The 23,881-nt window shown below is 68.5% G+C and carries 25 protein-coding genes; 11 read left to right on the top strand and 14 right to left on the bottom strand.

Features of this window, described 5'->3' with window-relative positions; all coding sequences use genetic code 11:
• Positions 1 to 124 precede the first annotated feature (124 nt).
• From AX676_RS02770 to AX676_RS02760, 3 genes are all read left to right on the top strand, one after another.
• The gene (locus AX676_RS02770; RefSeq protein WP_082731239.1) at positions 125 to 1,609 is read left to right on the top strand and encodes a PAS domain-containing sensor histidine kinase; all 1,485 of its coding nucleotides are present in this window, start codon (positions 125 to 127) and stop codon (positions 1,607 to 1,609) included.
• 2 nt (positions 1,610 to 1,611) lie between these two features.
• Entirely contained in the window at positions 1,612 to 2,235 is a 624-nt protein-coding gene (locus AX676_RS02765) for a response regulator transcription factor (RefSeq protein WP_066481338.1), read from the top strand.
• A 69-nt stretch (positions 2,236 to 2,304) separates the two neighbouring features.
• Positions 2,305 to 2,700 carry a response regulator transcription factor gene (locus AX676_RS02760; RefSeq protein WP_066481336.1) on the top strand — a complete coding sequence of 132 codons (396 nt, stop codon included), beginning with the start codon at positions 2,305 to 2,307 and terminating at the stop codon, positions 2,698 to 2,700.
• 86 nt (positions 2,701 to 2,786) lie between these two features.
• Here AX676_RS02760 and acsF read toward each other — a convergent pair whose 3' ends face one another.
• The 4 genes from acsF to AX676_RS02740 all read right to left on the bottom strand — a co-directional run bounded on the left by acsF (position 2,787) and on the right by AX676_RS02740 (position 8,556).
• Entirely contained in the window at positions 2,787 to 3,872 is a 1,086-nt protein-coding gene (gene acsF, locus AX676_RS02755; protein ID WP_066481334.1) for a magnesium-protoporphyrin IX monomethyl ester (oxidative) cyclase, read from the bottom strand.
• A gap of 486 nt (positions 3,873 to 4,358) precedes the next feature.
• A complete protein-coding gene (gene dld / locus AX676_RS02750) occupies positions 4,359 to 6,050 on the bottom strand; it encodes a D-lactate dehydrogenase (RefSeq protein WP_066481332.1) in 1,692 nt (563 codons plus the stop codon).
• A gap of 151 nt (positions 6,051 to 6,201) precedes the next feature.
• Entirely contained in the window at positions 6,202 to 7,212 is a 1,011-nt protein-coding gene (locus tag AX676_RS02745) for a zinc-dependent alcohol dehydrogenase family protein (protein ID WP_066481331.1), read from the bottom strand.
• A gap of 180 nt (positions 7,213 to 7,392) precedes the next feature.
• Positions 7,393 to 8,556 (bottom strand): acyl-CoA dehydrogenase family protein, encoded by a 1,164-nt coding sequence (locus AX676_RS02740; RefSeq protein ID WP_066481323.1) that lies wholly within the window; start codon positions 8,554 to 8,556, stop codon positions 7,393 to 7,395.
• 208 nt (positions 8,557 to 8,764) lie between these two features.
• Here AX676_RS02740 and AX676_RS02735 point away from each other — a divergent pair, with 208 nt between their 5' ends.
• Positions 8,765 to 9,544, top strand: a complete 780-nt coding sequence (locus AX676_RS02735) for an SDR family NAD(P)-dependent oxidoreductase (protein WP_066481322.1) — start codon at positions 8,765 to 8,767, stop codon at positions 9,542 to 9,544.
• A 205-nt stretch (positions 9,545 to 9,749) separates the two neighbouring features.
• Here AX676_RS02735 and AX676_RS02730 read toward each other — a convergent pair whose 3' ends face one another.
• Entirely contained in the window at positions 9,750 to 10,256 is a 507-nt protein-coding gene (locus tag AX676_RS02730; RefSeq protein WP_443026106.1) for a group I truncated hemoglobin, read from the bottom strand.
• Positions 10,257 to 10,262: 6 nt separating this feature from the next.
• Positions 10,263 to 11,153, bottom strand: coding sequence for a DUF3034 family protein (locus AX676_RS02725; protein WP_066481319.1), 891 nt, complete (start codon positions 11,151 to 11,153; stop codon positions 10,263 to 10,265).
• A gap of 109 nt (positions 11,154 to 11,262) precedes the next feature.
• Here AX676_RS02725 and AX676_RS02720 point away from each other — a divergent pair, with 109 nt between their 5' ends.
• Entirely contained in the window at positions 11,263 to 11,865 is a 603-nt protein-coding gene (locus AX676_RS02720; RefSeq protein WP_231726059.1) for a methylamine utilization protein, read from the top strand.
• Positions 11,866 to 11,870: 5 nt separating this feature from the next.
• Positions 11,871 to 14,180, top strand: a complete 2,310-nt coding sequence (locus AX676_RS02715) for a putative bifunctional diguanylate cyclase/phosphodiesterase (RefSeq protein ID WP_066481315.1) — start codon at positions 11,871 to 11,873, stop codon at positions 14,178 to 14,180.
• A gap of 11 nt (positions 14,181 to 14,191) precedes the next feature.
• Here the strand turns inward: AX676_RS02715 and AX676_RS02710 are convergent, their stop codons facing one another.
• Both AX676_RS02710 and AX676_RS02705 read right to left on the bottom strand, forming a co-directional pair.
• Positions 14,192 to 15,373 (bottom strand): FAD-binding domain-containing protein, encoded by a 1,182-nt coding sequence (locus AX676_RS02710; protein WP_231726060.1) that lies wholly within the window; start codon positions 15,371 to 15,373, stop codon positions 14,192 to 14,194.
• On the bottom strand, positions 15,370 to 16,305 hold the full coding sequence (locus tag AX676_RS02705) for an NAD(P)/FAD-dependent oxidoreductase (RefSeq protein WP_066481312.1): 936 nt from the start codon (positions 16,303 to 16,305) through the stop codon (positions 15,370 to 15,372). The genes AX676_RS02710 and AX676_RS02705 overlap by 4 nt, the downstream gene beginning before the upstream one ends.
• Positions 16,306 to 16,365: 60 nt before the next feature.
• On the opposite strand from AX676_RS02705, the gene AX676_RS02700 reads away from it, so the two are divergent.
• The 3 genes from AX676_RS02700 to AX676_RS02690 are packed head-to-tail and all read left to right on the top strand — an operon-like array spanning position 16,366 to position 18,347.
• A complete protein-coding gene (locus AX676_RS02700; RefSeq protein WP_066481309.1) occupies positions 16,366 to 16,743 on the top strand; it encodes a thiol-disulfide oxidoreductase DCC family protein in 378 nt (125 codons plus the stop codon).
• Positions 16,744 to 16,788: 45 nt separating this feature from the next.
• Positions 16,789 to 17,622, top strand: coding sequence for a diacylglycerol/lipid kinase family protein (locus AX676_RS02695; protein ID WP_066481307.1), 834 nt, complete (start codon positions 16,789 to 16,791; stop codon positions 17,620 to 17,622).
• Positions 17,619 to 18,347 (top strand): metallophosphoesterase family protein, encoded by a 729-nt coding sequence (locus tag AX676_RS02690; RefSeq protein WP_066481305.1) that lies wholly within the window; start codon positions 17,619 to 17,621, stop codon positions 18,345 to 18,347. Before AX676_RS02695 ends, AX676_RS02690 begins: the two co-directional genes overlap by 4 nt.
• Positions 18,348 to 18,351: 4 nt before the next feature.
• On the opposite strand, the gene AX676_RS02685 is transcribed toward AX676_RS02690, so the two are convergent.
• The 6 genes from AX676_RS02685 to AX676_RS02660 all read right to left on the bottom strand — a co-directional run bounded on the left by AX676_RS02685 (position 18,352) and on the right by AX676_RS02660 (position 22,615).
• Positions 18,352 to 19,101 (bottom strand): class I SAM-dependent methyltransferase, encoded by a 750-nt coding sequence (locus AX676_RS02685; RefSeq protein WP_066481303.1) that lies wholly within the window; start codon positions 19,099 to 19,101, stop codon positions 18,352 to 18,354.
• A gap of 203 nt (positions 19,102 to 19,304) precedes the next feature.
• Entirely contained in the window at positions 19,305 to 19,832 is a 528-nt protein-coding gene (rpsI, locus tag AX676_RS02680; RefSeq protein WP_082731240.1) for a 30S ribosomal protein S9, read from the bottom strand.
• Positions 19,832 to 20,311: a 50S ribosomal protein L13 gene (gene rplM, locus AX676_RS02675; RefSeq protein WP_082731241.1), complete on the bottom strand. Its 480-nt coding sequence runs from the start codon at positions 20,309 to 20,311 to the stop codon at positions 19,832 to 19,834. Before rplM ends, rpsI begins: the two co-directional genes overlap by 1 nt.
• A gap of 162 nt (positions 20,312 to 20,473) precedes the next feature.
• Positions 20,474 to 21,334 carry a hypothetical protein gene (locus AX676_RS02670; protein WP_066481301.1) on the bottom strand — a complete coding sequence of 287 codons (861 nt, stop codon included), beginning with the start codon at positions 21,332 to 21,334 and terminating at the stop codon, positions 20,474 to 20,476.
• Complete coding sequence (gene cutA, locus AX676_RS02665) at positions 21,315 to 21,629, bottom strand: divalent-cation tolerance protein CutA (protein ID WP_066481294.1); 315 nt, start codon at positions 21,627 to 21,629, stop codon at positions 21,315 to 21,317. The genes AX676_RS02670 and cutA overlap by 20 nt, the downstream gene beginning before the upstream one ends.
• Positions 21,626 to 22,615, bottom strand: coding sequence for a COX15/CtaA family protein (locus AX676_RS02660; protein ID WP_082731242.1), 990 nt, complete (start codon positions 22,613 to 22,615; stop codon positions 21,626 to 21,628). The genes cutA and AX676_RS02660 overlap by 4 nt, the downstream gene beginning before the upstream one ends.
• Before the next feature lie 188 nt (positions 22,616 to 22,803).
• Here AX676_RS02660 and AX676_RS02655 point away from each other — a divergent pair, with 188 nt between their 5' ends.
• Both AX676_RS02655 and AX676_RS02650 read left to right on the top strand, forming a co-directional pair.
• Positions 22,804 to 23,190: a MerC domain-containing protein gene (locus AX676_RS02655; RefSeq protein WP_066481292.1), complete on the top strand. Its 387-nt coding sequence runs from the start codon at positions 22,804 to 22,806 to the stop codon at positions 23,188 to 23,190.
• A gap of 54 nt (positions 23,191 to 23,244) precedes the next feature.
• The gene (locus AX676_RS02650; protein ID WP_066481291.1) at positions 23,245 to 23,703 is read left to right on the top strand and encodes a Fur family transcriptional regulator; all 459 of its coding nucleotides are present in this window, start codon (positions 23,245 to 23,247) and stop codon (positions 23,701 to 23,703) included.
• The last annotated feature ends 178 nt before the right edge of the window (positions 23,704 to 23,881 follow it).

Raw genomic sequence — 23,881 nt, 5'->3', positions numbered from 1 at the left:
GCCCCTTTTTGGTTTGCCGACCGTGTCGGGCGATCGGTCGCTCGCGCAATGCCGGGGCGAGCGGCCGGCGAGGATTGGGAATTTTCCCAATGGTGTCATTCCGTACGCAGGCTATGCCGCTTGCATGAGCCGACCGATCGACGACCTGACCCCCGTCATCGCCGCCGCCGTCACGGCCGATCGCCGGCGCGCCCTGATCCTGGTGGATCGTCACGGCCGTATCCTCAGCTGGAATGCCGGCGCGGCGCGGCTGTTCGACTGCTCGGCGGCAAATGCCATCGGCGGCGACATCGCCCGCTTCGTCCCGATCGGCCCGGAAGTCGGCGCGATCGATGCGCTGGCGGCGAGCCAGTCGGCCGGTGAAGCCGCCGATCGCTGGCTGGTCCGCGCCGACCAGACCGAGTTCGTCGCGACCGTCGATGTCGCGCCGATCGACCGCGCCGGAAGCGAACCCCTGTTCGCGCTGCAGATCGAAGACGTAACCGATCGTCGCGCCGCGGCGGTATCGCTCGAACGCAGCGAGGCGCATCTCCAGTCGATCCTCGCCACCATCCCCGATGCGATGATCGTGATCGACGAACGCGGCGTGATCGAATCGTTCAGCGCCGCCGCCGCGCGCTTGTTCGGCTATGCCGAGGCAGAGGTGATCGGCCGCAATGTAGGCATGCTGATGCCGGGCGGCGATCGCGCACGCCATGACGATTACATCGCGCACTACCGGCAGACCGGCGAAAAGCGGATCATCGGCACCGGACGCATCGTCGTCGGCCGGCGCCGCGACGGCAGCGAGTTTCCGATGGACCTGGCGGTGGGTGAGACGCTGCTTGAGGGGCATCGCCTGTTCACCGGCTTCATCCGCGACCTGACCACGCAGCAGGAGGCCGAGCTGCGATTGAAGCAGCTTCAGTCCGAACTCATCCACATCTCGCGGGTCAGCGCGATGGGGACGATGGCGTCGACGATCGCGCACGAGCTGAACCAGCCGCTCGCGGCGATCACCAACTACATGGAGGCGAGCGAGGACCTGCTCCGGCAATTGCCCATCGATACGGATTTGCTCGGCGAGGCGGTCAGCCAGTCGGCCCGCGAGGCGCTGCGCGCCGGCGCGATCGTGCGGCGGCTGCGCGATTTCGTCGCGCGCGGCGACGTCGAACGCCGGGTCGAGCCGCTTGCGGGGCTGATCGAGGATGCGAGCCGCCTTGCGCTGATCGGCGCGCGCGAGCGCGGTGTGCGGGCGCTGATCGATCTCGATCCACAGGCGCCGCTGGTCCTCGCCGATCGCGTCCAGATCCAGCAGGTCGTCGTCAATCTGGTTCGCAACGCGGTCGAGGCGGTGCAGGGCCGCACGATGCGCGACGTGACGATCACCACTCGGCGCATCGAGCCCGATCGGGTGCGGATCACGGTCGCCGATACCGGCGGCGGCATCGATCCCGCGATCGAGCCGCGCCTGTTCGAGGCGTTCAACACGAGCAAGGAAGCCGGCATGGGCTTGGGCCTGTCGATCAGCCGCACCATCGTCGAAGCGCATGGCGGCCGCATCTGGGCCGAAAACCTGAAGCAAGGCGGTGCGGCCTTTCATTTCACCCTGGAAAGTGGAGCGATTTGATCATGAGCGAAGCCCGCGTGGTCCACATCGTCGACGACGAGGAGTCGATCCGTCGCTCGGCAAGCTTCCTGCTCAAGACCTCGGGTTTCCGGGTACATGTGCACGAAGGCGGCGCGGCGTTCCTGAAGCAGCTGCGCCATGCCGAGCCCGGCTGCGTGCTGCTCGACATCCGCATGCCAGAAATCGACGGGCTCGAGGTGCAGCGGCGGCTGAACGAGGCGGGCGCCGGTCTGCCAGTAATCGTCCTGACCGGCCATGGTGACATATCGAGCGCAGTGACGGCAATGAAGGCTGGCGCAGTCGACTTCCTGGAAAAGCCGTTCGAGAAGGCGCGGCTGATGCAGGCGCTCGAAGCCGGCTTCGAAAGGCTCGATCGCGGCCATCAGGCGCAGATCGAGGGGCACGAGGCCGAGGTGAAGCTCGCCGCGCTGACCCCGCGTGAACGCGAGGTGCTCGCCGGCCTGGTCCGCGGCGATCCGAACAAGACGATCGCTTATGATCTCGGCATCAGCCCGCGCACGGTCGAGGTGCATCGCGCCAATGTGATGACCAAGCTTGGCGTCCGCAGCCTGTCCGAAGCGCTGCACATCGCCTTCGCCGCGCGGCTGGGCGAGGAGGCATCCTAGGAGCTTTGCGTACAGACCCGGCCGGCCCGGCCTGGCATTCCTGTGCGATCAGATCAGGAGGATGCCGCCATGACCGATACCCTGTCAGCCGCGCCGGCCAGGCCAGATCGCGTGCTGCTGATCGAAGATGACGACGCGGTCCGCCGCTCGCTCCATCTCCTGCTCCACGGGCGCGGGTTTGACGTCAAATCCTATGCCAGCGCGGCGACCCTTGCGAACGATCGCGCCGCAGCCGACGCCCGCTTTCTGATCGCCGACTATCGTTTGGCCGACGGTGACGGCATCGGCGTGCTGCGTGGGCTGAAGCGGCGCGGCTGGCATGGCCGGGCGATCCTCGTGACCGGCCACTATTCCGACGCGCTGTGCGATGCGGCGCTCGCCAGCGGGTTCGACGCGGTGCTGGCAAAGCCGCTCAAGCACGGGCAATTGATGGCGACCCTCACGCCGGGACCGTCGCAAGCCTGAGACCCGCGCCGGTTCGCGCAGCCCCCTTCTCGATCTGCTGCCGAAGTCGGGCGAGTCGCGCAAGGTCTCCGGGGCCGGGCGAAAATCTACCAGATCGGCTGCAATCGAACGTGATCGGGCAGGGCAAGCGATCGGGTGGGCTGGAAGAAGAGCCGCGCGAACGCCAGTCCGACCTCGAGGATGCCCCGCCAGCGCGAGAGGCGCCCGGCGATGCCACCCCTGCGGCGGGCGGCAACCATGCGATCGGCAGCCCTCTGCATCGCTTCCATCCCGCGCCGGAACCCAGCGCTGTCGGTATCGAATTCCAGCGGGAGGCACTGGCGGCTGATCTCGCTGGTCAGGCGGAAGACATCGTAATCGAACGTCTCCACGTCGCAGCCTAGCCCCTCGTGCAGCGCGGGGCGGGTGTGATCGCGCACGTACATGGTGGTGTAGACCGCAATGAGGAAGAACCGGATCCACCAGCGATTGATCCCCCGGGTCAGCGACGGATCGGCGCGGATGAGCAGCGCGATCGCCTCGCCGTGGCGGAACTCGTCGTTGCACCATTCTTCGAACCAGTCGAACAACGGGTGGAACTTGTGTTCGGGATGCCGCTGCAAATGCCTGAACACGGTGATGTAGCGGGCATAGCCGATCTTTTCCGACAGATAAGTGCCGTACAGGATGAACTTCGGGCTGAAATAATGGTATTTCTTCGCCCGGGTGAGGAAGCCGAGATCGATGCCTAGCCCGGCGTCCTTCAGACTGTCGTTGATGATCCCGGCATGGCGGCTTTCGTCGCGCGCCAGCAGTCGCATCAGGCGCCGCAGCTGCGGGTTTTTCGTCCGCCGGGCGATCTCGGCATAGAGGATGCAGCCGGAAAATTCCGAGGTCATCGCAGTGACGAGGAATTCGGTGAATTCGGCGCGAAGCGCATCTGGCAATTCCTCGATCGCGCCCTCGAACGACGTCTTGCGCTTGAAATGATCGCGGTTGGGATCGGCTTCCATTTCGCGCATCAGCGCATCCCATTCGTCCCATACCGACGATACGTCGATCGCATCGAGCGCGGCGAAATCGGTTGTGTAGAAGCGCGGGCTCAATACCGTTTCGCGCACCACATGGCTGCTGACGTCGCTCGGCTTCGTGAACGGCAGGCTCGATACGTCGTAAATCGCGTTCGTCGCCATGTGCCGTCCCCTCCGGTCTGCTTCCTTTGACCGAGGCTAGGCGTGCGCAGCGGGCACCAATATCCGGAAATCTCCGTAGTCAGGGCGCCGGCTAAGTGAGCGCGTCTTGCGACACCGCTGGCGGTTGCAGTTCCGCAGAGCCAGGCTCAGGCTGAAAAGGCGACGGCAAAACCATCGCCACCGTTCCAAGCCAGCCCCATGCTCGCGCAGCACTCCAATGATCTGTTCCTCGGTAAATCGGCCTCGCCGCATCACGCGTCTCTATCTGACGAGCTGACTTACCAGTGGCATGATTTCCGGGGAGCAGGTCAGATTCCCTTCACGTCCAGGCGACACCCGCCGGGTCCACGCCAGCCACCCGAAGCACAGCTTCGACAAGATGGAGGTCCGATCCCAGGTTGAGCTGGCGCGGCTGGTCGCGCGCCCGCCGGGCACGCCGATGTCCTGAAATGTCGACGGTCGCGCGTCCCGCACCCCGCCGGCCGGTCAGCGCCAGCCGGCGGCGCGGCTCGCCTGGCCGATGCCGGGGTTGAGCGCGTTGGTGGGATCAAGCGCGCGGTAATGGGCGAGCACGGTTTCGGGCGCGGGATAATGATGGCCGAAATTATGCTCGGCCGGGCATTGGGCGCCGCGGGCGCGGGTGTGGGCGAGCAACGCCGCCTCGACCGCATGCACGTCCTCGCCCGCGCGAACGAGATAGTCGTGATGGAACACCTGGCAGAAGAAGTGGCCGTAATAGACCTTCGCGACGAGCTTTTCCTCGAGCTCGGCGGGCAGGCGCTCGAACCACTCGGTCGTGTCGCGCGGCAGCGCGAGGTCGAGCGCGACCAGCCCGCCCGCCCGTTCGGCACCCAGCGCCTGCATCCGGATCGCGGCGGACGCGACGCAGAAGCGCAGCTGGAGCGCCGCCGCCGCCTCGTCCGGGGTCGCTTCGAAGAACGCGCCGTCGACACCGTCGAACGCGGCGTCGAGCCAGCGCCGCGCCTCCGCAATCCCGTCGTCAGCCATGCGCAGGATCAGGTGATGGTCGAAGCGGTCGCGAAAGCCGCGCAGCCGCGGCGGAAGCGCCAGCGGCACCCGGTCGACCACCGCCTGGACGATCCGGTCGAACGCCCCCGGACGCGTGAACGGCAACCGGCCGAGCAGGTTTTCCATCCGCGTGCGCGTCGCGAACAGCAGCGGCATCCGGCGCGTCCCCAGATGGCGCACCGCGAGATAGGTATCCCGACCATAGCGTTCGGCGATGCGGAACGCGTCGCGATGGAGGTACTCCGCCTCCACCGGCAGCGCGGCAAACTCGGTCAGGATCGTCCGCCGCAACCGGGTGAGGATCTGCGGGTCGGCGGCGCCGATATAGAAGGTCCGGGTTTCCCGATCGGCGGGAAAGGTGTCGACGCGGACCGCGAAGACGACGACATGCCCGGCGCTGCCGGCCGCTTCGAACAGCCGGCGCGGATCGGCGTTGAAACGCGCCGGGGTGGGGGCCGCGCAATCGCGGACATGCGTTTGGTAGTCGGGATCGGAACAGGCGCGCCCGGCATCGGCGGCGAGGGTGAAGTCGCCCGATTCGACCGCGCTCAACAGCGTTTCGGGCGACGCATCGACCGCGACGCCCAGATGGTTGACCAGCCGCGGACGACCGTCGGCATCGATGACGCCGAAAAGCGCGCTCTCGGTATAGGCGGGGCCGCGCCGGATCAGCGTGCCGCCCGAATTGTTGCAGATGCCGCCGACCACCGACGCCCCGATGCACGACGACCCGATCACCGAATGCGGCTGACGGCCCAGCGGCTGCAGCCGGCGTTCGAGGTCGAACAGCGTCGATCCCGCCAGGCAGATCGCCTGCGCCCCGCCGGCGACCAGATGGATACCGTCGATGCGCAGGGTGTTCATGACCACGACCGGGCGGTCATAGCCCTGCTCCGCCGGGGTCGACCCGCCGGTCAGCCCGGTGTTGGCGGCCTGTGCGATCAGGACCGCATTCTCCGCGGCGCAGATCTCCAGCACCCGCCACATCTCGACCAGCGACCCCGGTCGCACCACCGCCGCTGCCTCGCCCCGGCCGATGCGATAGCCGGTGCACCACCGCCGCATCGCCGCCGGAGTGGTCAGGACATGGCGTGGCCCGAGCGCGTCGCGCAGGCGCGCAACCAGTCGCGAGGAGGTGTGGGTGGTCATCGATGCAGTGCGCCCCCGTGCCGGCAAAGCTGAAAATTGCGGTCGTCGCCGCACTCCATGGCAGGTCAGCCGATCGACGCAAGCCCGTGCGAGGTCGGACAGCCACGCGAGGTGGCCCGCCCTGCCCCTTCCGCCGTTCGCCGCGTCGGGGTCAGCCGATCTCGACCGCGATCTTGCCGAAATGCGCGCCGCTCGCCTGATGCCGGAAGGCGTCGGGAAGGGTTTCGAGGGTGAAGCGCGTGGCGTCGATGACCGGACGGATGCCGGTCGCTTCCAGCGCGCGGATCATCTCACGCTGCTGGCGGTGGGTGCCGACCGTGATGCCGGTGACGCGCAGCTGCTTCATCATCAGGATCGTCGTCGGCAATGGCGCGACATGGCCGGCCAGCACGCCGATCAGCGCGATGTGCCCGCCAAAGCGTGCGGCAGCGATCGACTGGCCCATCGTGCCCGCGCCGCCGACCTCGACCACCAGGTCGACGCCGCCGCCGCTCGCCGCCATCGCGGCCATGCCCCAATTGGGCGTGTCGCCGTAGTTGATCAGGTGGTCGGCCCCGAGCGCCTTCAGCCGCTCCAGCTTCTCGCCGGACGATGAGGTGGCGATCACCGTCGCGCCCATCGCCTTCGCGAATTGCAGCGCGAAGATCGACACGCCGCCGCTGCCCTGAACCAGCACGATGTCGCCGGGCTTCACCTGCCCCTCGACCACCACCGCGCGCCACGCGGTCAGCGCGGCGCAGGGCAGGGTGGCGGCTTCGACATGGCTCCAGCCTTTGGGCGCGCGGGTGAAGTGATGCGCCGGCGCGACGACGACCATGCGGGCAAAGCCGTCGGCATGGTCGCCGGGGACATGGCCCTGCACCATCTCGCCCGGCCGCCCGTCGCGCCAGTCGGGAAAGAAGACCGAGATGACGGAATCGCCGACATTGAATGCGCTGACGCCCGCGCCGACCGCCTCGACCACGCCCGCCCCGTCGGACATCGGGATGCGCCCGTCCAGCGTCGGGATGCCGCCGGTGACGACGACATAATCATGATAGTTGAGCGAGGTCGCATGGATCCGTACCCGCACCTCACCCGGCCCCGGATTGCCGGGATCGGGCAGCTCGGCGGCATGGAGCGCGTCGATCGATGGTGGGTGGGGCAGGCGGATCGCTTTCATCTATCCAAAATCCTCGTCGAGTGATCGCCACCCATTTTCCGTCACCCTCTCCAACGACTTCCTCGTCACCCCAGCGAGGGCTGGGGTCTCGCGCCGCATCCGTATCCCAGCCTGCATGAGATGCCAGCCTGCGCTGGCATGACGGAGAGGTTAAGCTAGACGCGAGGCGCCGCGACCTCGCTACAGCGACCTCGCGATCAGCACCTTCATGATCTCGTTCGATCCGCCGTAGATGCGCTGGATGCGGCTGTTCTTGTACATCCGCGCGATCGGATAATCGTTGATATAGCCATAGCCGCCGTGGAGCTGCAGGCAGTCGTCGACGATCTGGCATTCGGTGTCGGTGACCCACATCTTGGCGATGGCGGACGTCGGGTTGTCGAGTGTGCCGTCGAGCACCCGGCGCATGCAATCCTGGACGAACACCTTGGCGATCGTTGCCTTGGCCTTGCATTCCGCCAGCTTGAACTGGGTGTTCTGGAAATCGAACACAGGTTGCCCGAACGCCTTGCGGTTGCGGGTATATTCGACCGTCTCCTCGATCGCGCGCTCCATGGTGATGACGCCCGAAATCGCGATGATCAGCCGTTCCTTGGGCAGCTCGTCCATCAACTGGTAGAAGCCCCTGCCTTCCTCCAGCCCCAGCAGATTTTCGGACGGCACCCAGACATCGTCGAAAAACAGTTCCGACGTGTCCTGGGCCTCGTTGCCGATCTTGTCGAGCGCCTTGCCGCGGCGGAACCCCTCGACCTCGTCGGTCTCGACGACCAGCAGCGAAATGCCGCGCGCGCCCTGCGCCGGGTCGGTCTTGGCGACGACGACGATCAGGTCGGCGATCTGGCCGTTGGAGATGAAGGTCTTGGCCCCGTTGATGCGGTAGCCGTTGCCATCCTTGATCGCCGTCGTGCGGATCGCCTGCAGGTCTGATCCCGCGCCCGGCTCGCTCATCGCGATCGCCGACACGCGCTCGCCCGAGCACAGCTTGGGCAGCCAGCGGCGCTTCTGCTCCTCGGTGCCGTGGCGCTGGATATAGGGGGTGATGATGACGTTGTGCAGCGACAGCGCGAACCCCTCCAGCCGGGCACGCGCCGCCTGTTCGACCAGCACGACATCATGGCGGAAATCGCCGCCCGCGCCGCCATATTCGGTCGGCACGCTGACCCCCAGGAACCCCGCCTGGCCGACTTCGCGCCAGAAGTCGCGTTCGACCTGGCCGGCCTCGCGCCAGCGTTCGACGCGCTCGGGCGGGGCGGCGCGACGGAAGAAGGTTGCGGCCGAGTCGCGGAGCATCACCAGCTCCTCGTCCGCCATGAAATCGGGTTCGGGCACGTCCAGCGCGGCCATGCGGCATCCTCCAGAACGGGTTGAGCGACTGTCCCGTATTCGGGTCCCGGCCATTATCCGCCGACGCCGCGCGAACACCAAGTCAACCTGGTTATACAGCATGTGAACATTTGTCCGCGCACCGTTGACGGACAGTGCGGCGCGAGCCAAGGCTCGGTCCCATTCGGGCGGGATCGCCCCCGCCGCGCAACGGCACAGGAGCAGGATGATGGAGCTGAACGGACTTTCCGCGGTCGTGACCGGTGGCGCATCGGGACTAGGCGCGGCGACCGCGCGCGCACTCGCGGCAGCGGGGGTGAAGGTCGCGATCTTCGACCTTCAGGCCGAGAAGGGTAACGCGATGGCGGCCGAGATCGGCGGCGTGTTCTGCGAGGTCAACGTCACCAGCGACGAGAGCGTCGACGCCGGTTTTGCGAAGGCGCGCGAAGCGCATGGCCAGGAACGCATCCTGGTCAACTGCGCCGGCGTCGGCAATGCGATGAAGACCGCCAGCCGGTCGAAGGAAGACGGGTCGATCAAGTTCTTTCCGACCCAGGCGTTCGAATGGGTGATCCAGATCAACCTGATCGGCACCTTCCGCTGCATCGCGCGGTCGGCGGCGGGAATGCTGACGCTCGACCCGCTGGCGTCGGGCGAGCGCGGCGCGATCGTCAACACCGCGTCGGTGGCGGCGGAGGACGGCCAGATCGGCCAGGCGGCCTATTCGGCGTCGAAGGGCGGGGTGGTCGGCATGACGCTGCCGATCGCGCGCGACCTGTCGAACGAAGGCATCCGCATCAACACCATCCTGCCCGGCATCTTCGAAACCCCGCTGATGATGGGCGCGCCACAGAATGTGAAGGACGCGCTGGCGGCGTCGGTTCCGTTCCCCAAGCGGCTGGGCGATCCGCAGGAATATGCCAGCCTGGCGCTGGAAATGCTGCGCAACCCCTATTTCAACGGCGAGGACGTGCGCCTCGACGGCGCGATCCGCATGGGCCTGCGCTGAGGGTCGACGCGAGCGCGCTGGCTCGCTTACCCTGCCCGTCCCCCCGGCCTCGTGCCGGGGCCCCGAGGCGGCGGCTGGCGTCCCTGCGCTTTCGTCATGCCGGACTTGATCCGGCATCCCGCTTTGACCGTCGTTGCGCGTGGACATCGGCACAAGGCTGGCGTGACGAAGAGGTAACGCCCTCCCCGCCAGCCAAGTGCGCCGATCAGCGTTCGACCACGTCGCCGCGCATCGGCGCGAGCTTCGACAACAGCTTGTTCTGGGCGGCAAAGGACACGCCCTCTTCGGCCATCGCATCCTGAAGCAGTTCCACAAGCCGGTTCATGTCGGCATGTTCGACGCCCAGGTCCTTGTGCGCAGCCTTCATGTCGCGGCCGGAATAGGTGCAGCCGGCGTTGAGCAGGTAGCAGAACTGTTCGAACAGCGTGCGCGACAGCCGCACCCGGTCATGGCGATCGAAAATCTCGCCGATCACCGGATCGGCATAGGCGCGCGCGACCAGTCCGTCGACGATCCGGCGGATCCCCGCCTGGCCATGGAACGCCGCCGCCAGCGACGGGCCCGAAAACGGCCGCGCGCCGGCATTGGCCGGATCGACGCGATAGGGGTCGACCGCGTCTTCGCCCGGCACGGCGTGCGGCGGAGGTGCGCCGTCCTGGTTGGGCGCGGCGGCAAGCAAAGCGAGCGCGAGGAAGTACGGAGGCATCGTCATCGGTCCTCAGAAGCCGGCCTGGAGCTGGAACAACACGCCGCGCTGGTTGCGCACGGTGGCGACCGAGCCGAGATCGGCATAGGCCACGGTCGCGGTAACGTGACGATTGATCGCATAGGCGGCGAAGACGTCGAACCAGTCGTCCTCGCGCGCGATGCCGAGATTGTCGGGCTTCGACCGAAACTCGGCCCCGACCGCGAAGGGGCGCGAAAACTGATAGGCTGCGCTCGCCTCCACCTCGACGCGGTGCGCATCGCGGAGATCGCCGCCAAAGCCGAGCAGGCCGAGCTGGTTGGCCTTGGTCAGCCGGAGCGTCGCATTGACCAGCAGGCTGTGGCGCAGCAGCAGCTTGGTCGCCGAGGCATAGACGTCGACACCCTCGTCATGGGCGGCGCCGACCGCGCGGACGATGTCGGCGTCGCGGTTCTTCTTGTACTGGACACCCGCCGCGACCGCGGGAAGCCATTCGGGGCCATAGACCAGATCGCCGAACAGCCTGACCTTCGCCCCGAACACGTCCTGGTCGAAGGCAAAGTCTTTGCCGATGCCCAGCGCGCCGCCGATTTCGTTGGTGTTGATGTTCTGGCGCGCATAGCTGAGTTCGACCCGGTCGAAAAAGCCGATCGCGGCACTCAGGACGCGGACGTCGTAATCGCGCTGCTCGGTAACCGTCACCGACGCCTGCGCGCCGATGCCGTCGCGCGTTTCGTTGCCCGCGATGACCGCCCAGCTCGCGATGCCGCCGCCCGATGCGCCCTCCAGCGTCGAAATCCCGTTGGTCAGCACCAGTTTGCCGCCCTGGCGCAGCTCTTCGGCGGTCGCGGTCGACGGCGCGATCAGCCCGATGGCGGCGACCAAAACAGGGGGGAAGAATTGAAGCAGATGTAAACGGCTCATCCGTCGCGTCTATGCCGGATATGGTTAACAAATCGGGGGCTGTTGCGCGGGCAGCCGCCGGCCGCGCTTAACGCGATGTTGAAGTTTCTGATCCATCCCGGCGGCCATGGTGAAGTTTTCCGCAGTTTGCGCAATCGCCGCGCTCTCAACGGTGCCGGCATGGGCAGGCGAGCTGGAGCTTCGGGTGGTCGATGCCGCCGGAACACCGATTCGCGATGCGGTGGTGACGGTGATGCCCGCCGGCGGCGTGCCCGATCGGCCGATCCGGTTTCCCTGGGGAACCACGATGGTCCAGCGCGACATCGCGTTCCAGCCCCATGTCCTTATCGTCCCGGTCGGCGCGAGCGTTGCCTTTCCGAACCGGGACAAGGTGCGTCACCACATTTATTCCTTTTCCAAGCCCGCGCGTTTCGAGCTCAAGCTCTATGGGCGCGACGAAGTGCGCAGCTACACCTTCAAGACCCCCGGCGCGGTCGCGCTGGGTTGCAACATCCACGACCGCATGAGCGGATTCATCAAGGTCGTCGACACACCATATGCGATCGCCACGGGCGGTGACGGCATCGCCCGGATCGCCGCGGTTCCGGCCGGCCCGGCGCGGGTCACGGTCTGGCACCCGCGATCGCGTGCGCGCGACAACGAAATCGTTCAGACGATGGTGTTCGCCGCGACCGGCCAGTTGGCCCGCCAGGTCCAGCTCCAGCTTCGGTGACCGGCATGGCGCGCTTCGTCCCTGTCGCTCGGATCGCGGCGCGGCTGCACGCGAGCGGGTCGCTGTCGCGCAAGCTGACGCTGTTCTACGCCTTGCTGTTCGGCGCGGCCGTGGCGCTGATGCTGGGCGGCGCGCGCTGGGGCATCGATCGCTATGCCGAGCGCGCGGTCCGCGCCGAGCTCCAGGCCGGCGGCGAGATTTTCGATCGCATCACGACGATGCGCTATTCGCAGCTCGCCGATGCGGGCCGTGTGCTGGCGATCGATTACGGATTTCGTGCCGCAGTCGCCAGCGCCGACGCACCGACGATCGAATCGGCGCTCGACAGCCTGAAGCGCCGCCTCGTCCTCGACCAGGCGTTCGTGGTCACCATCGACGGCGACTTGATCGGTTATCGGGGCCGGCTCGACCCGCGCCAGGCCGAACGGTTGCCCGCGCTGCTCGATCAGGGTGCCGACCGCGGCGTGCTTCGGCTGGGCGACCGCGACTATGCGGCGATCGCGGCCCCGGTCGAGGCGCCGATGCTGCTTGGCTGGGTGGTCTTTGCCAAATCGCTCGACGAAGCGGAAATGACCAGCCTGTCGCAACTCACCGCGTTCAAGCTGAAGCCGGAAGTGCGTCCGGTCGATCGGGTCGAGCGCGCGCTGCGCGATCCGGCCGCCCGCGCCGGAATCGAGCGTATCGAGGACGGCGAACGGATCCTGATCCAGACCCGCCCGATCCAGAGTTTCGACCCCGCCGCGGCCCATCTGCTCGTGCTTCAGTTCAGCCTGACCGATGCGCTCGGCCAGTATCGGCCGATCTTCAACATCCTGGCCATCCTGGGCATCATCGGCGTGATCGTCGCCGTCACGGGCAGCGCCTTCCTGGCGCGCGCGATCGCGCGGCCGGTGCGCGAGCTCGACCGCGCCGCACAGCGGGTCAGCGCCGGCGAACAGGCGCAGGTGCCGGTATCCGGCAATGACGAGTTGGGCCGGCTGGCGCAAAGCTTCAACCAGATGGTCGTCGATATCGACGCGCGCGAGCGACAGATCGCGCATATGGCGTTTCACGACAGCCTGACGGGCCTGCCCAATCGCGCGCTGCTGCGCGAGCATGTCCAGCTGGTGCTGAAGAACGCGCGCAGTGCGCGACGGATGGCGCTGTTCTGCCTCGACCTCGACAATTTCAAGGCGGTCAACGACACGCTCGGCCACCCGGTGGGCGATGCGTTGCTGTGCGAAATCGGCGCGCGGCTGCGCACGCTGGTGGGCGACGACGGGTTCGTCGCCCGGCTGGGGGGTGATGAATTCGCGCTGCTGCTGCCCGAACACCGGCCGTTCGACCGGATCGCCCATGACATCATCGATACCGTTGCGCGGCCGGCGCAGATCGACGGCCACCGCATCGTGCCGGGCACGACGGTCGGCGTCGCCATCGCCAGCCTGGACGGCAGCGACGTCACGACCTTGCTCAAAAATGCCGACCTTGCGCTCTATCGCGCCAAGTCGGAGGGCAAGAACTGCGCGCGCTTCTTTGAAGCGGCGATGGATGCGGAGGCCCGCGCGCGCCGCGAGATGGAGCTCGACCTGCACGACGCCCTCAATGACGGGCGCCTGTTCCTGATGTTCCAGCCGCTGTTCAACCTGGCCGAAAGCCGGGTTGCGGCGTTCGAGGCGCTGTTGCGCTGGAATCACCCGACACGGGGACTGGTATCGCCGGTCGAATTCATCCCGTTGGCGGAAGACACCGGGCTGATCGTGCCGATCGGCGAATGGGTACTGCGCGAGGCGTGCCGGATGGCGATCCAGCTGCCCGAAAATGTGCGCGTCGCCGTCAACATTTCCCCCGTCCAGTTTCGCAACCCCGGCCTCAACGCGACGATCCTCAGCGCGCTCGCTGACAGCGGACTCGACCCGGGCCGGCTCGAGCTCGAGATCACCGAAAGCCTGTTCATCGACAATATCGAAGCGACGCTGGCGTCGCTGCACAGCCTGCGCGCGCTGGGCGTGCGCGTGGCGCTCGACGATTTCGGCACCGGCTATTCGTCGCTCAGCTATCTGCGCAGCTTCCCCTTCGACAAGCTGAAGATCGATCGCAGCTTCATCATCGACCTGATGGCCAATGAGGGCGCGACCGCGATCATCCGGTCGATCACGACGCTGGCGGATGCGCTGGGCATGGAAACCACGGCGGAGGGCGTCGAGAATGTCGAGCAGCTCGACATCCTGCGCGAACAGGGCTGTTCGCAGATCCAGGGCTTTTACTTCAGCAAGCCGTTGCCCGCCGACGAGCTGAAAAAACTGTTCGACCGCGACGAGCGCAAGGTCGCCTGACGTCCGCGTGCCTAGAGCGCGAGGCCGATCGGGCGCAACGCGTCGGGTGCCCCGGCCCTGACCCGGAAGAACCCTGCGGTCGCCAGCGGCCACAATGCACCATCGTAATCGCGCGGTGGCAGCATCGCGATGCCCGCATCCGCCAGCGCATCCCGCACCGGCCCGACCGGGGCATGCGTGGCGACGACCGTATCAAGGTCGTGCGCGGCGGCTGCGGCGGCGACCTCGCCCGCGGAGGCGACGCGGCACGACGCACAGCCAAACGCCGCCGACGCACGCGCCAGCGCGTCGTCGACCGCCCCGTCCGCGAAGCCGGTCACGGTGTCTGCCGTCCCCGCGCTCCGCCCATCCGCCGCCGACAGGCCGATGACGCGCGCGGGCGGATGGGCGAGCGCGAGCGATTCCGCCCGGCAATCATCGTCATGGATCAGCAGCGCGTAACGGGCGGGCAACGCCGGCGGCGGCGACGGGGCGAGCGGCACCAGCGGGTGATCGACACGCTCCACCAGCGGCGCGGCGTGATCGGCCAGACCGCGCGGCGAAAACCGGCCGTCGGTATGGCGCGCGATGTTGTCGGCGCGCGCGAGATAGGTCTTGCCCCGCGTGTGCAGGCCCGCCACCCAGCGCCAAGACAGCGTGTTCGACGCCGGATCGCCGTCGATCAGGTGACGCAGGAACAGGTCCGCACCCAGTTGCCACGGCAGGCGCAGCGTAAAGATCCAGATGCTGGCAAACCACATGCGCGCATGATTGTGCAGCCAGTTGCGTGCCACGAGTTCCCCGATCCACGCGTCGAAGCAATCGATGCCCGTGCGGCCGGCAATCGCCTGCGCATAACCGGCCGCATGGGTACCGCCGCGCGCCAGATCGGCGAGCGCGGCGTCGCGGTCGTGGAGATAGGCCCGCCAGACGCTCGGCCGCTGTTCGAGCCAGCCTTTGAAATAGCCGCGCCACAAGACCTCGCTGATCCATTTGTCGGCGCGTTCGGGGCCGTGGTGCGTCAGCGCGGCGTCGATCAGCTCGCGCTCCTCGATCAGGCGGTGGCGGACATAGGGTGACAGGACAGACACCGTCGCCGCGCCGTCCGGCCCGGCATCGTGGTTGCGGCGGTCGGCATAGGCGCGCCCCATATGCGGGGCGAACGCATCCAGCCGGGCAAGGCCCTCGGCGCGAGTCGGCATGGCGATCGTCACGCCGCCGCCATCAGCGCGGCGAGCTGCGTGCCGGAGCGCCACGCGGCCTCGACGCGCGGCCCGGCCAGCCAGTCGCCGCACAGCCCGATCCGCCGTGCCGAATCCCACACCGCCCCCGCCCCGGCATTGCCCGAGCGGGCATAGCGCCACCGATGCGCCGCGACATGCAGCGCCAGCGGCAGCGGCGTGCCCGCCAGCCCGGCGAGTGCCGCGCGCAGGTGGTCGGCGACGGCCGCCCCCTCCGCCTCGATCCATGCGCGCGACCAGGCGGGCGATCCCTGGATGACCCAGGTCTCGATCGGGCCGCGGCCGGGCTTGGCGCTGTTGCGCGCCGCCCAGCCAATGTCGCCGCGGTCGCGCAGGACATCGGGCAGCGGCAAGGGCGCGGCGAACGCAGCCATCACCGTCCAGCACGGCTCGGACGGCACCGCCTCGGCCCGCTCGGCCAGGTCGGAGGCAACGTCGGCGAGCAGAGCTGCCGCCTGTTCGGCGGGCAGCGCGACGACGATGCGGTCGAACGCCCCGGTCTGCGTCCCGTCGGCGCAGGTCAGTCGCCAGCCATTCCCGTCCCGCGCCAGCGCGGTGACTTGAGTCGACCATGCGACCTGCTGGGTCGCGGCGAGCGCGCGGACGGGCGCGTTCATCGCCGGGGTGCCGACCCATGCGTCGTCACCGGCGACCGGCCAGCGCGCGACGATGCCCGCCCCCGCCCACGCCCCGACCCGGGCGACGAAAGCGGGGTCGCGCGCGGTGAAATATTGCGCGCCATGGTCGAACCCCGTCATGACGCCGTCGATCTCGACCCGGCGGGTCGACATGCGCCCGCCGGGTCCGCGCGCCTTGTCGAACATGCGCACATCGCCCGCCGGCCCGCCCAGCGCGTCGGCACAGGCGAGCCCGGCGATTCCGGCTCCGATGATCGCGGTCGACATGCGTTGGCCTGTCCTTTGGGTCAGCTTGTCCCGCGCGCCCCGGCGTCCGATGTAGCACGGATGACGCGGGTAACGGTCTGGTTCGATGGCGACTGCCCGCTTTGCCGGCGGGAAATCGCGTGGATGCGGCGGATGGACCGGCGCGGAGCCATCCGCTTCGTCGATGTCGCAGGTGACGCGGGTGCGGCAACCTGCCCGTTGGACCGTAGCGCATTGCTCGCGCGCTTTCACGCGGAGGAGGACGGCCGGCTCCTGTCGGGCGCGGCGGCGTTCGCGGCGATGTGGCGCGCAATTCCGCGGCTGCGTCCGTTTGGACTAGCCGCGCGCCACCCGTTCGTCCTCGCGCTGCTCGAACGTGCCTATCGCGGGTTCCTGCGCGTGCGGCCGCAGTTGCAACGCATCGCCCGCGCGCATGCACAGCGCGCGGCACGGCATTAATTGCCACGCGTGCGGCCAAATGCGCCACCGCGCGTTTGAGCGGCCATGCAGCGGCTGTGGTTCATCACCAATCCGGGGTCGGGTTCGGCGACGCCCGAAAAATGCGAGGCGCTTGAGGCGGTGTTCGCCGAGCGGGGGCTGGCGCTGGTCGGTCGCACCCGCTTCCCCGACGAGGATCTGCCAACGGCCGCCACGCTCGACGCGGCGCGAGCCGACACCATCGTCCTGTTCGCGGGCGACGGGACGATCAACGCCACGCTCGTCGCGCTGGAAACGTGGTCGGGCGCGTTCCTGATCCTGCCGGGCGGCACGATGAACCTGCTGGCCAAGGCGCTGCACGACAGCGTCGACCCGGCGGAGATCATCCACGCCGCACACACGGCCGGACGGCGGACGACGGTGCCGGCGATCGAAGCCGGCGCGCACCGCGCCTTTGTCGGCGTCATCATCGGCCCGGCGGCGAGCTGGTTTCGCGCGCGCGAGGCGGCGCGCGGACGCCAGCTGCGCCGGCTGTGGGCGGCCGCACGGCTGGCCTGGCGACGCACCTTTGGCCGGGGCGTGCGAGTCGGCGGCGTCGCCGGGCTGCAGCGCGGCTGTCAGGCAGTGTTCGTGCGGCCCGCAACGCCCCGGATGCTGGTCGCGGGGATCGACGCGCGCGACTGGCGGGGGATTGTCGGGCTCGGCTGGAGCTGGCTGACCGGCGAATGGGTCGCCGCGCGGGCCGTCCAGGCCGGCGAGGCGGCGGAACTCTGGAATGCCGAACGGCGGCCCGTACTGGCGCTGTTCGACGGCGAGCCGGTCACGCTGGCCCCCGGTGCACGGCTGCGCGCCACGCAGTCTCGTACCCAGTTGCTCGCCACGCGCGCGGAGGCGGCATGACCCGGCTGTTCCATGTGAGCGACATCCATTTCGGGGCGGAGGACCGCGCCGCGCTCGACTGGTTCGCCGCTGCCGTCGCACACGAGGTGCCCGACGCGGTGATCGTCACCGGCGACCTGACCATGCGCGCGCGGCGGCGCGAGTTCGCGGCGGCGGCCGAGTGGCTGGCGGCGCTGGGGCGGCCGGTGACGGTGGAGGTCGGCAACCACGACCTGCCCTATTTCAACCCGCTGGCGCGGCTGTTCAATCCCTATGGCCGCTATCGCGCGGTCGAGGCGATGATCGAGCGGCCGCTGTCGCTTGCGGGCGTGTCGATCGTGCCGCTGCGCACCACGGCGCGCGCGCAGTGGCGGCTCAACTGGGCGCAGGGGCGCGTCGGGCAACGCGCGCTTACGGAAACGCTGGCGCTGCTCGATACCGTTCCCGACGATCACGTCGTCCTGATCGCGTGCCACCATCCGCTGATCGATGCCGAGACGCGCACCCGGGCCCGGACGCATGGCGGGCGCGCCGCGCTGGAGGCACTCACGCGGCGCGGCGCGGACGCGGTGCTGACCGGGCATGTCCATTACCCGTTCGACATCGCGCACCGCATCGACGATGCGACCGTCCGGCTGATCGGCGCGGGGACGCTGTCCGAGCGGCTGCGCGACGCCCCGCCTTCGTTCAACGAGCTGGTGATCGCCGACGGCGCGATCACCACGCGCCACCGGATGATGGATTGAGGCGTCAGCGCAGGCGGGTGCCGATCAACGTGCCTTTAGTGCCGCGATTGACCAGTTCAAAGTCGAAATCGGGCCAGCGTTTGCGCCAACGCGATGCGACTACGCGCTCGCCCGGCCGTGCGCCATCGTCGAGCATGATCGTGCCACCGACCGGCAGCCGGTCGAACAACGTCTCCGCCGCGCCGCGCACAAAGGGGTGGATCGTCCATGGCGGTCCGTCGATCAGCAACAGGTCGATCCGATCGGGCAGCGGCCCGTGGTCGTACCACACGCCCGGCCAGCCGGCGGGCGCGCGACGGAACGGCGTCGCGCGAATCTCCGCATCGACGCCATGCTCGTTGAGCCAGGCATGCGTCGCCGCAACGAAATCGGCATGCTGGTCGCAGCTGATCAGGCGACCTCCCCCATAGAGCTGGAGCGATCTGGCAACGACCAGGCTCGACGCGCCGGTTCCCAGTTCGACCACCGTCTGCGGCCGGGCTGCGCGGATATGTTCGACGATCAGCGCCAGGAAACCGGTATCCGCCTTCCAGCTGCCCAGATTGGGCAGCGCGTCGGCAGGCAGGCCGATCTCCGCGAGCAGCGCCGCTTTGTGGTGGGGCGACCCGCCCGACAGGCTGCGCGCCAGCCACGGCCACTGGATCGCGCCCCAGGCGATGGTGAACAGCGTGTCCGCCAGCGACTTGCGCACATCGGCGGGCCAGAGATGGTCGCTGGCGCGGGTGAGGTAGGAGGTGGTTTCGCGGGTAGTCATTTCAGAACGCACCGATCGACTGGGAGAGGCGGAACGCGCGGCCGTTCATGCGCCTGCGGATGACGCCGCGCAATCGCGACGTGGCACCGGCACCCCGGTCGACGACGAAGCGCGCGATGGATGCGCCCGGAATCGAAACAGGGCGGCCGCACGTCGCGAACCGCCCTGTTCCAATTTGCCCGAACAAAGGTCCGGGAGCCCGATTAACGCTTCGAGAACTGGAAGCTGCGGCGTGCCTTGGCGCGGCCGTACTTCTTGCGCTCGACCGTGCGGCTGTCGCGGGTCAGGAAGCCCGCAGCCTTGACCGGGGCGCGCAGCACCGGCTCATACTTGGTCAGCGCCTGGGCGATGCCATGCTTGACCGCGCCGGCCTGGCCCGACAGGCCGCCGCCCTTGACCGTGCAGATCACATCATACTGGCCGGTCCGCTCGGCAACGCCGAACGGCTGGTTGATGACGAGGCGCAGCGTGGGGCGCGCAAAATAGACTTCCTGGTCGCGACCGTTGATCACGATCTTGCCCGAGCCCGGCTTCAGCCAGACGCGCGCGACCGCGTCCTTGCGGCGGCCGGTAGCATAAGCGCGGCCATAAGCGTCGAGTTCCTGCTGGCGCAGCGGCGCGGGCTCGCGCGCGGGGGCGGCAGGCGCGGCGTCGCCGTCGACCGGCGCGGTCGCCGGCTGCGACTGCACCACCGCACCCAGATCGGAAAGGGACTGGCGATTGTCGGACATTATGCGCCCACCTTGTTCTTGCGGTTCATGCCCGCGATGTCGAGGATTTCGGGGTTCTGCGCGTCATGCGGATGCTCGGCGCCCTTGTAGATGCGCAGGTTGCGCATCTGCTCGCGGCCCAGCGGACCGCGCGGGATCATGCGCTCGACCGCCTTTTCCAGGATGCGCTCGGGAAAGCGGCCCTCCAGGATCTTGTCGGCGCGCACTTCCTTCAGGCCGCCGGCATAGCCGGTGTGCTTGTAGTACATCTTCTGCGTCGCCTTGCGCCCGGTGAAGCGCACCTTGTCCGCATTGATGACGATCACGTTGTCGCCGCAATCGACGTGGGGGGTAAAGCTGGTCTTGTGCTTGCCGCGCAGGACATTGGCGATGATCGTCGCCGCGCGACCGACCACCAGGCCATCGGCATCGACCAGATGCCACTTCTTCTCCACCTCGTGCGGCTTGACCGACTTGGTGGTCTTCATCAGCGCCTTCATGGGCTTTCGACCTTCGATTCGAGGACCATCTGCGTTCCGGGCGTCGCCCCAAACAGCAGCGCGCCACCCGTGCGGGCAGCGCGTTGTGGACCGCCAATGTCGCAGACGCGCCGATTCGTCAAGCATAGGGCCGATTTGCTGACGGGTATTGGAATACCGGGGCTATTCCGCAGCCAGTGTCGTGCGGGTGGTGATGACCGATTCGCCCGCGGGAATGACGATCCGCTCGCGTCGGACGCGCGACACGATCAGCCCGGTCGCGGGGTCAATCCGCCGGGTTTCGCGCACCTGCATCTCGCCCGCGGCATCGGTGCGCGTGGCGGTGAGGACGCCGGCGGCGTTCTCCTCCTCGACGACCAGCCCGCCCGCATCGGCGATCGCGCGCGCGCTGCCGGTCAGCGTCACCCGGCCGCCGAGCGGCGAGCGAACCTCGCGCGTGAGCGGCTGCGGCGGCGCGCCCGCGCGGGCGGCGGCGCGCGGATCGATCAGCTCGCTCAGCGCCGACCCGAGCAGCCGTGCCTGACGTTCGGGCGGCAGGCTGCGCATCGGCGCGGTCAGTTCGGCCAGCCGCGCCCGCCGCGCGTCGCCGCCCGCGCCCGACGGCTGCTGTCCGCCCAGCCCGTCCAGATAGGCGGACCAGTGCCCGGACACCCCGTCGAGCGACCGGATGTCGCCTGCGGCATCGAGGTGAAAGACCATTGTTCGCTGCAACAGGCCACGCAGCCCCGCCTCGAACATCGCACCCACGCGGCGGCCGATGCCGCCGTCGATCGCCACCAGCGTCACTTCGGCACGGAACCCGCCTTCGCCGTCGCGGGCGAACCGCACCGTACGTTCGGCGGTATAGCGCGCGGTCTCGCCCGCCACGACGCGCGTCTGTTCCAGCCGCTGGCGATACGGCGCGTCGAGTCGGGGGGCGAAGGTGCCGCGCACAACCTGGTCCGGCAGCATGCGGCGGACCAGCGGCACCGGATCGGCCTGCACGGCCAGGACGACCGGGGGTTCAGCCGCGAGTGGCAGCATCGACCCACGCCTGCGCCTCGAACCCGGCGCTGGCGGCCCATTGCTCGATCACCGGCAAGTCATAGGGGTGCAGCGCCGCCAGCCTTGCGGCCAGCGCGTCGGCGCGGTCGTATGCGGTCTTGAACAGCGCGGGCACCTCCTGCGCCTGCTCGATCCGCCCCTCCCACGCGAACAGCGAGCGGCAGGGTGCCAGGAGGTTGACGCACGCCGCCAGCCGCTCGGCGATCAGCGTCGTGCCGATCCGCTCGGCCGTCGCCGCGTCGGGGAAGGTCGTGTAGAGGACCGCCAGCGTCATGCGCGGACGCGCCGGTCCGCGCCGATTGCATGGGCACCCCAGGCGACCGTGATGACAAGCAGCGCGCCGACCAGTTGGTGGAGCACTGCGAGCGTCAGCGCGACGCCGCTCATCACCGTCGCGATGCCGAGCAGGATCTGCACGCCGAATGCGCAATAAATCGCGATCGACGCGCCACGCGCACCGGCGCGGCGGGCCGCCCGGGCCAGCACGACCAGCGCCGCGACCGCGACCCAGGCCCACCAGCGGTGGACGAAATGGATGATGAACGGATCGCCGACCAGCGCGGCGAACGACCATTCGGCACCGGGCGGCAGCAGCGCGCCGTTCATCAGCGGCCACTGGTCGGTGACGTGCCCCGCGTTGAGCCCGGCGGTATAGGCCCCGAACAGCAGCTGGACGAACAGGACCAGCGCGACGCCGATCGCCAGCGGGCGAAGCCGGGCGGGACGCGCCGCGGGATCATGCGCCAGCGCGCGCAGATCGAGCGCGGTCCACACCACGCCCGCCAGAATGAACAGCGCAGTCAGAAGGTGCACCGCCAGGCGGTAATGGCTGACATCGGTGCGCGCGCTCAGCCCGGAGGCGACCATCCACCACCCGATGGCACCCTGCAGCCCGCCGAGCGCGAGCAGCGCGACCAGACGCGGCGCATAGCCCGCCGGGATTGCCCGCCGCCACGCGAACCATGCGAGCGGGAGCGCGAAGGCGAGGCCGATCAATCGCCCGAGCAGGCGGTGGAGATACTCCCAGAAATAGATGAACTTGAACTGGGCGAGCGTCATGCCCTGGTTGAGCAGCTGATATTCGGGGATGCGCCGGTAGGCGGCGAACTCGGCCTGCCACGCCGCGTCGTTCAGCGGCGGCAGCGTGCCCGATATCGGCTTCCATTCGGTGATCGACAGCCCCGATTCGGTCAGGCGGGTGATGCCGCCCACCGCGACCATCGTGACGATCAACGCCGCGACGACGAACAGCCAGGACATCAAAGCGCGCGGACGGGCACGCAGCGCGACGTGACGGGGGGAGGTTTGCTGCAACACGCGACTGCATCTAGGCGCTGGCGCGGGCAAAATCGAGACGGCACTTCGCCCATCGGCCGCTCCGCCGTACCCGCCGGATTCACCGCAATGATATGTTGTAACTTGTCCGGCCAGCAGCTATAGCCGCGCCGATGTCGTCGAGTCTCGCCCTGCCCCGCACCACGTTCGGTTCTGCCTGGTCGATCGACCGGCTGGGCGTGTTCCTGTCGGGGCTGTGCGTCGTACACTGCATCGTGACCGCACTGTCGCTCGGCGTGCTCGCATCGGCGGGCGATTTGTTCAGCCCCAGCCTGCACGAATATGGCCTGATCGCCGCCAGCCTGCTCGGCGCGGTGGCGCTGACCCGCGGTATCCTCGTCCACGGCCTGCTGACCCCCTCGGCGGTCGGCGGCTTCGGGCTCGGCGTGATGGCGGGCGCGCTCGACCTGCCGCATGGCGGGTGGGAGACCGCGGCGACCGTGCTCGGCGTCGGTCTGGTCGCGCTCAGCCACGAGCTCAATCGCCGCGCGATCCCTTAGGGCGCGTTGCCGGGCCGCTTGCCGATCGCCGCGCGCGCGCCTAAATCCTCGACCATGGCCAGCCACACCCATCACGAGCACGAAGGTCGCGCGCTGACCGACGCAGCCCAGTCGCGGCTGGTGGGGCATGGCGAGCAATGGACGGCGATGCGGGAAGCGGTGTTCGTCGCGCTCGCCGGCTTCGACAAGCCGGCATCGGCCTATGACATCGCCGACGCGGTGTCTCGGCGCGAGGGTCGGCGGGTCGCCCCCAACAGCGTCTATCGCATCCTCGACCTGTTCGTCGGGGCCAATCTGGCGCGGCGGGTGGAAAGCGCCAATGCCTATGTCGCCAATGCGCATCCCGACTGCCTGCACGACTGCATCTTCCTGGTCTGCGACGATTGCGGTCAGGTGACTCATCTCGACAACGACCGGATCACCGGCGACGTCCGCGCCGCCGCCAGCGGATCGGGTTTCGTGCCGGTCCGCCCGGTCATCGAGGTGCGGGGCAAGTGCAAGACCTGCGCCTGAAGCACTGTCCAGCCGGCTGATCGACGCCGGCGGCGCGCGCCGGGCAACTGCCCCCGCCGCCGGATTTGGCCGGTTTTGATCGACAATGCCGGGGTGGGGCGATACACCGGCCGGATGATTGATACGCCCGACACGCCGTTGCTGGATACGGTTGCCACGCCCGAGGATCTTCGCAGGC

The organism is Sphingomonas sp. CCH21-G11, assembly GCF_001555965.1.
GTDB lineage: Bacteria > Pseudomonadota > Alphaproteobacteria > Sphingomonadales > Sphingomonadaceae > Sphingomonas.
This window is presented reverse-complemented; position numbering and strand designations above follow the sequence as displayed.

Excerpts from the sequence above, each read along its gene's own strand:
- AX676_RS02770 (WP_082731239.1), top strand. The coding sequence starts at position 125 with ATGAGCCGACCGATCGACGACCTGACCCCCGTCATCGCCGCCGCCGTC.
- AX676_RS02765 (WP_066481338.1), top strand. The coding sequence starts at position 1,612 with ATGAGCGAAGCCCGCGTGGTCCACATCGTCGACGACGAGGAGTCGATC.
- AX676_RS02760 (WP_066481336.1), top strand. The coding sequence starts at position 2,305 with ATGACCGATACCCTGTCAGCCGCGCCGGCCAGGCCAGATCGCGTGCTG.
- acsF (WP_066481334.1), bottom strand. The coding sequence starts at position 3,872 with ATGGCGACGAACGCGATTTACGACGTATCGAGCCTGCCGTTCACGAAG.
- dld (WP_066481332.1), bottom strand. The coding sequence starts at position 6,050 with ATGACCACCCACACCTCCTCGCGACTGGTTGCGCGCCTGCGCGACGCG.
- AX676_RS02745 (WP_066481331.1), bottom strand. The coding sequence starts at position 7,212 with ATGAAAGCGATCCGCCTGCCCCACCCACCATCGATCGACGCGCTCCAT.
- AX676_RS02740 (WP_066481323.1), bottom strand. The coding sequence starts at position 8,556 with ATGGCCGCGCTGGACGTGCCCGAACCCGATTTCATGGCGGACGAGGAG.
- AX676_RS02735 (WP_066481322.1), top strand. The coding sequence starts at position 8,765 with ATGGAGCTGAACGGACTTTCCGCGGTCGTGACCGGTGGCGCATCGGGA.
- AX676_RS02730 (WP_443026106.1), bottom strand. The coding sequence starts at position 10,256 with ATGACGATGCCTCCGTACTTCCTCGCGCTCGCTTTGCTTGCCGCCGCG.
- AX676_RS02725 (WP_066481319.1), bottom strand. The coding sequence starts at position 11,153 with ATGAGCCGTTTACATCTGCTTCAATTCTTCCCCCCTGTTTTGGTCGCC.
- AX676_RS02715 (WP_066481315.1), top strand. The coding sequence starts at position 11,871 with ATGGCGCGCTTCGTCCCTGTCGCTCGGATCGCGGCGCGGCTGCACGCG.
- AX676_RS02705 (WP_066481312.1), bottom strand. The coding sequence starts at position 16,305 with ATGTCGACCGCGATCATCGGAGCCGGAATCGCCGGGCTCGCCTGTGCC.
- AX676_RS02700 (WP_066481309.1), top strand. The coding sequence starts at position 16,366 with ATGACGCGGGTAACGGTCTGGTTCGATGGCGACTGCCCGCTTTGCCGG.
- AX676_RS02695 (WP_066481307.1), top strand. The coding sequence starts at position 16,789 with ATGCAGCGGCTGTGGTTCATCACCAATCCGGGGTCGGGTTCGGCGACG.
- AX676_RS02690 (WP_066481305.1), top strand. The coding sequence starts at position 17,619 with ATGACCCGGCTGTTCCATGTGAGCGACATCCATTTCGGGGCGGAGGAC.
- AX676_RS02685 (WP_066481303.1), bottom strand. The coding sequence starts at position 19,101 with ATGACTACCCGCGAAACCACCTCCTACCTCACCCGCGCCAGCGACCAT.
- rpsI (WP_082731240.1), bottom strand. The coding sequence starts at position 19,832 with ATGTCCGACAATCGCCAGTCCCTTTCCGATCTGGGTGCGGTGGTGCAG.
- rplM (WP_082731241.1), bottom strand. The coding sequence starts at position 20,311 with ATGAAGGCGCTGATGAAGACCACCAAGTCGGTCAAGCCGCACGAGGTG.
- AX676_RS02670 (WP_066481301.1), bottom strand. The coding sequence starts at position 21,334 with ATGCTGCCACTCGCGGCTGAACCCCCGGTCGTCCTGGCCGTGCAGGCC.
- cutA (WP_066481294.1), bottom strand. The coding sequence starts at position 21,629 with ATGACGCTGGCGGTCCTCTACACGACCTTCCCCGACGCGGCGACGGCC.
- AX676_RS02660 (WP_082731242.1), bottom strand. The coding sequence starts at position 22,615 with ATGTCCTGGCTGTTCGTCGTCGCGGCGTTGATCGTCACGATGGTCGCG.
- AX676_RS02655 (WP_066481292.1), top strand. The coding sequence starts at position 22,804 with ATGTCGTCGAGTCTCGCCCTGCCCCGCACCACGTTCGGTTCTGCCTGG.
- AX676_RS02650 (WP_066481291.1), top strand. The coding sequence starts at position 23,245 with ATGGCCAGCCACACCCATCACGAGCACGAAGGTCGCGCGCTGACCGAC.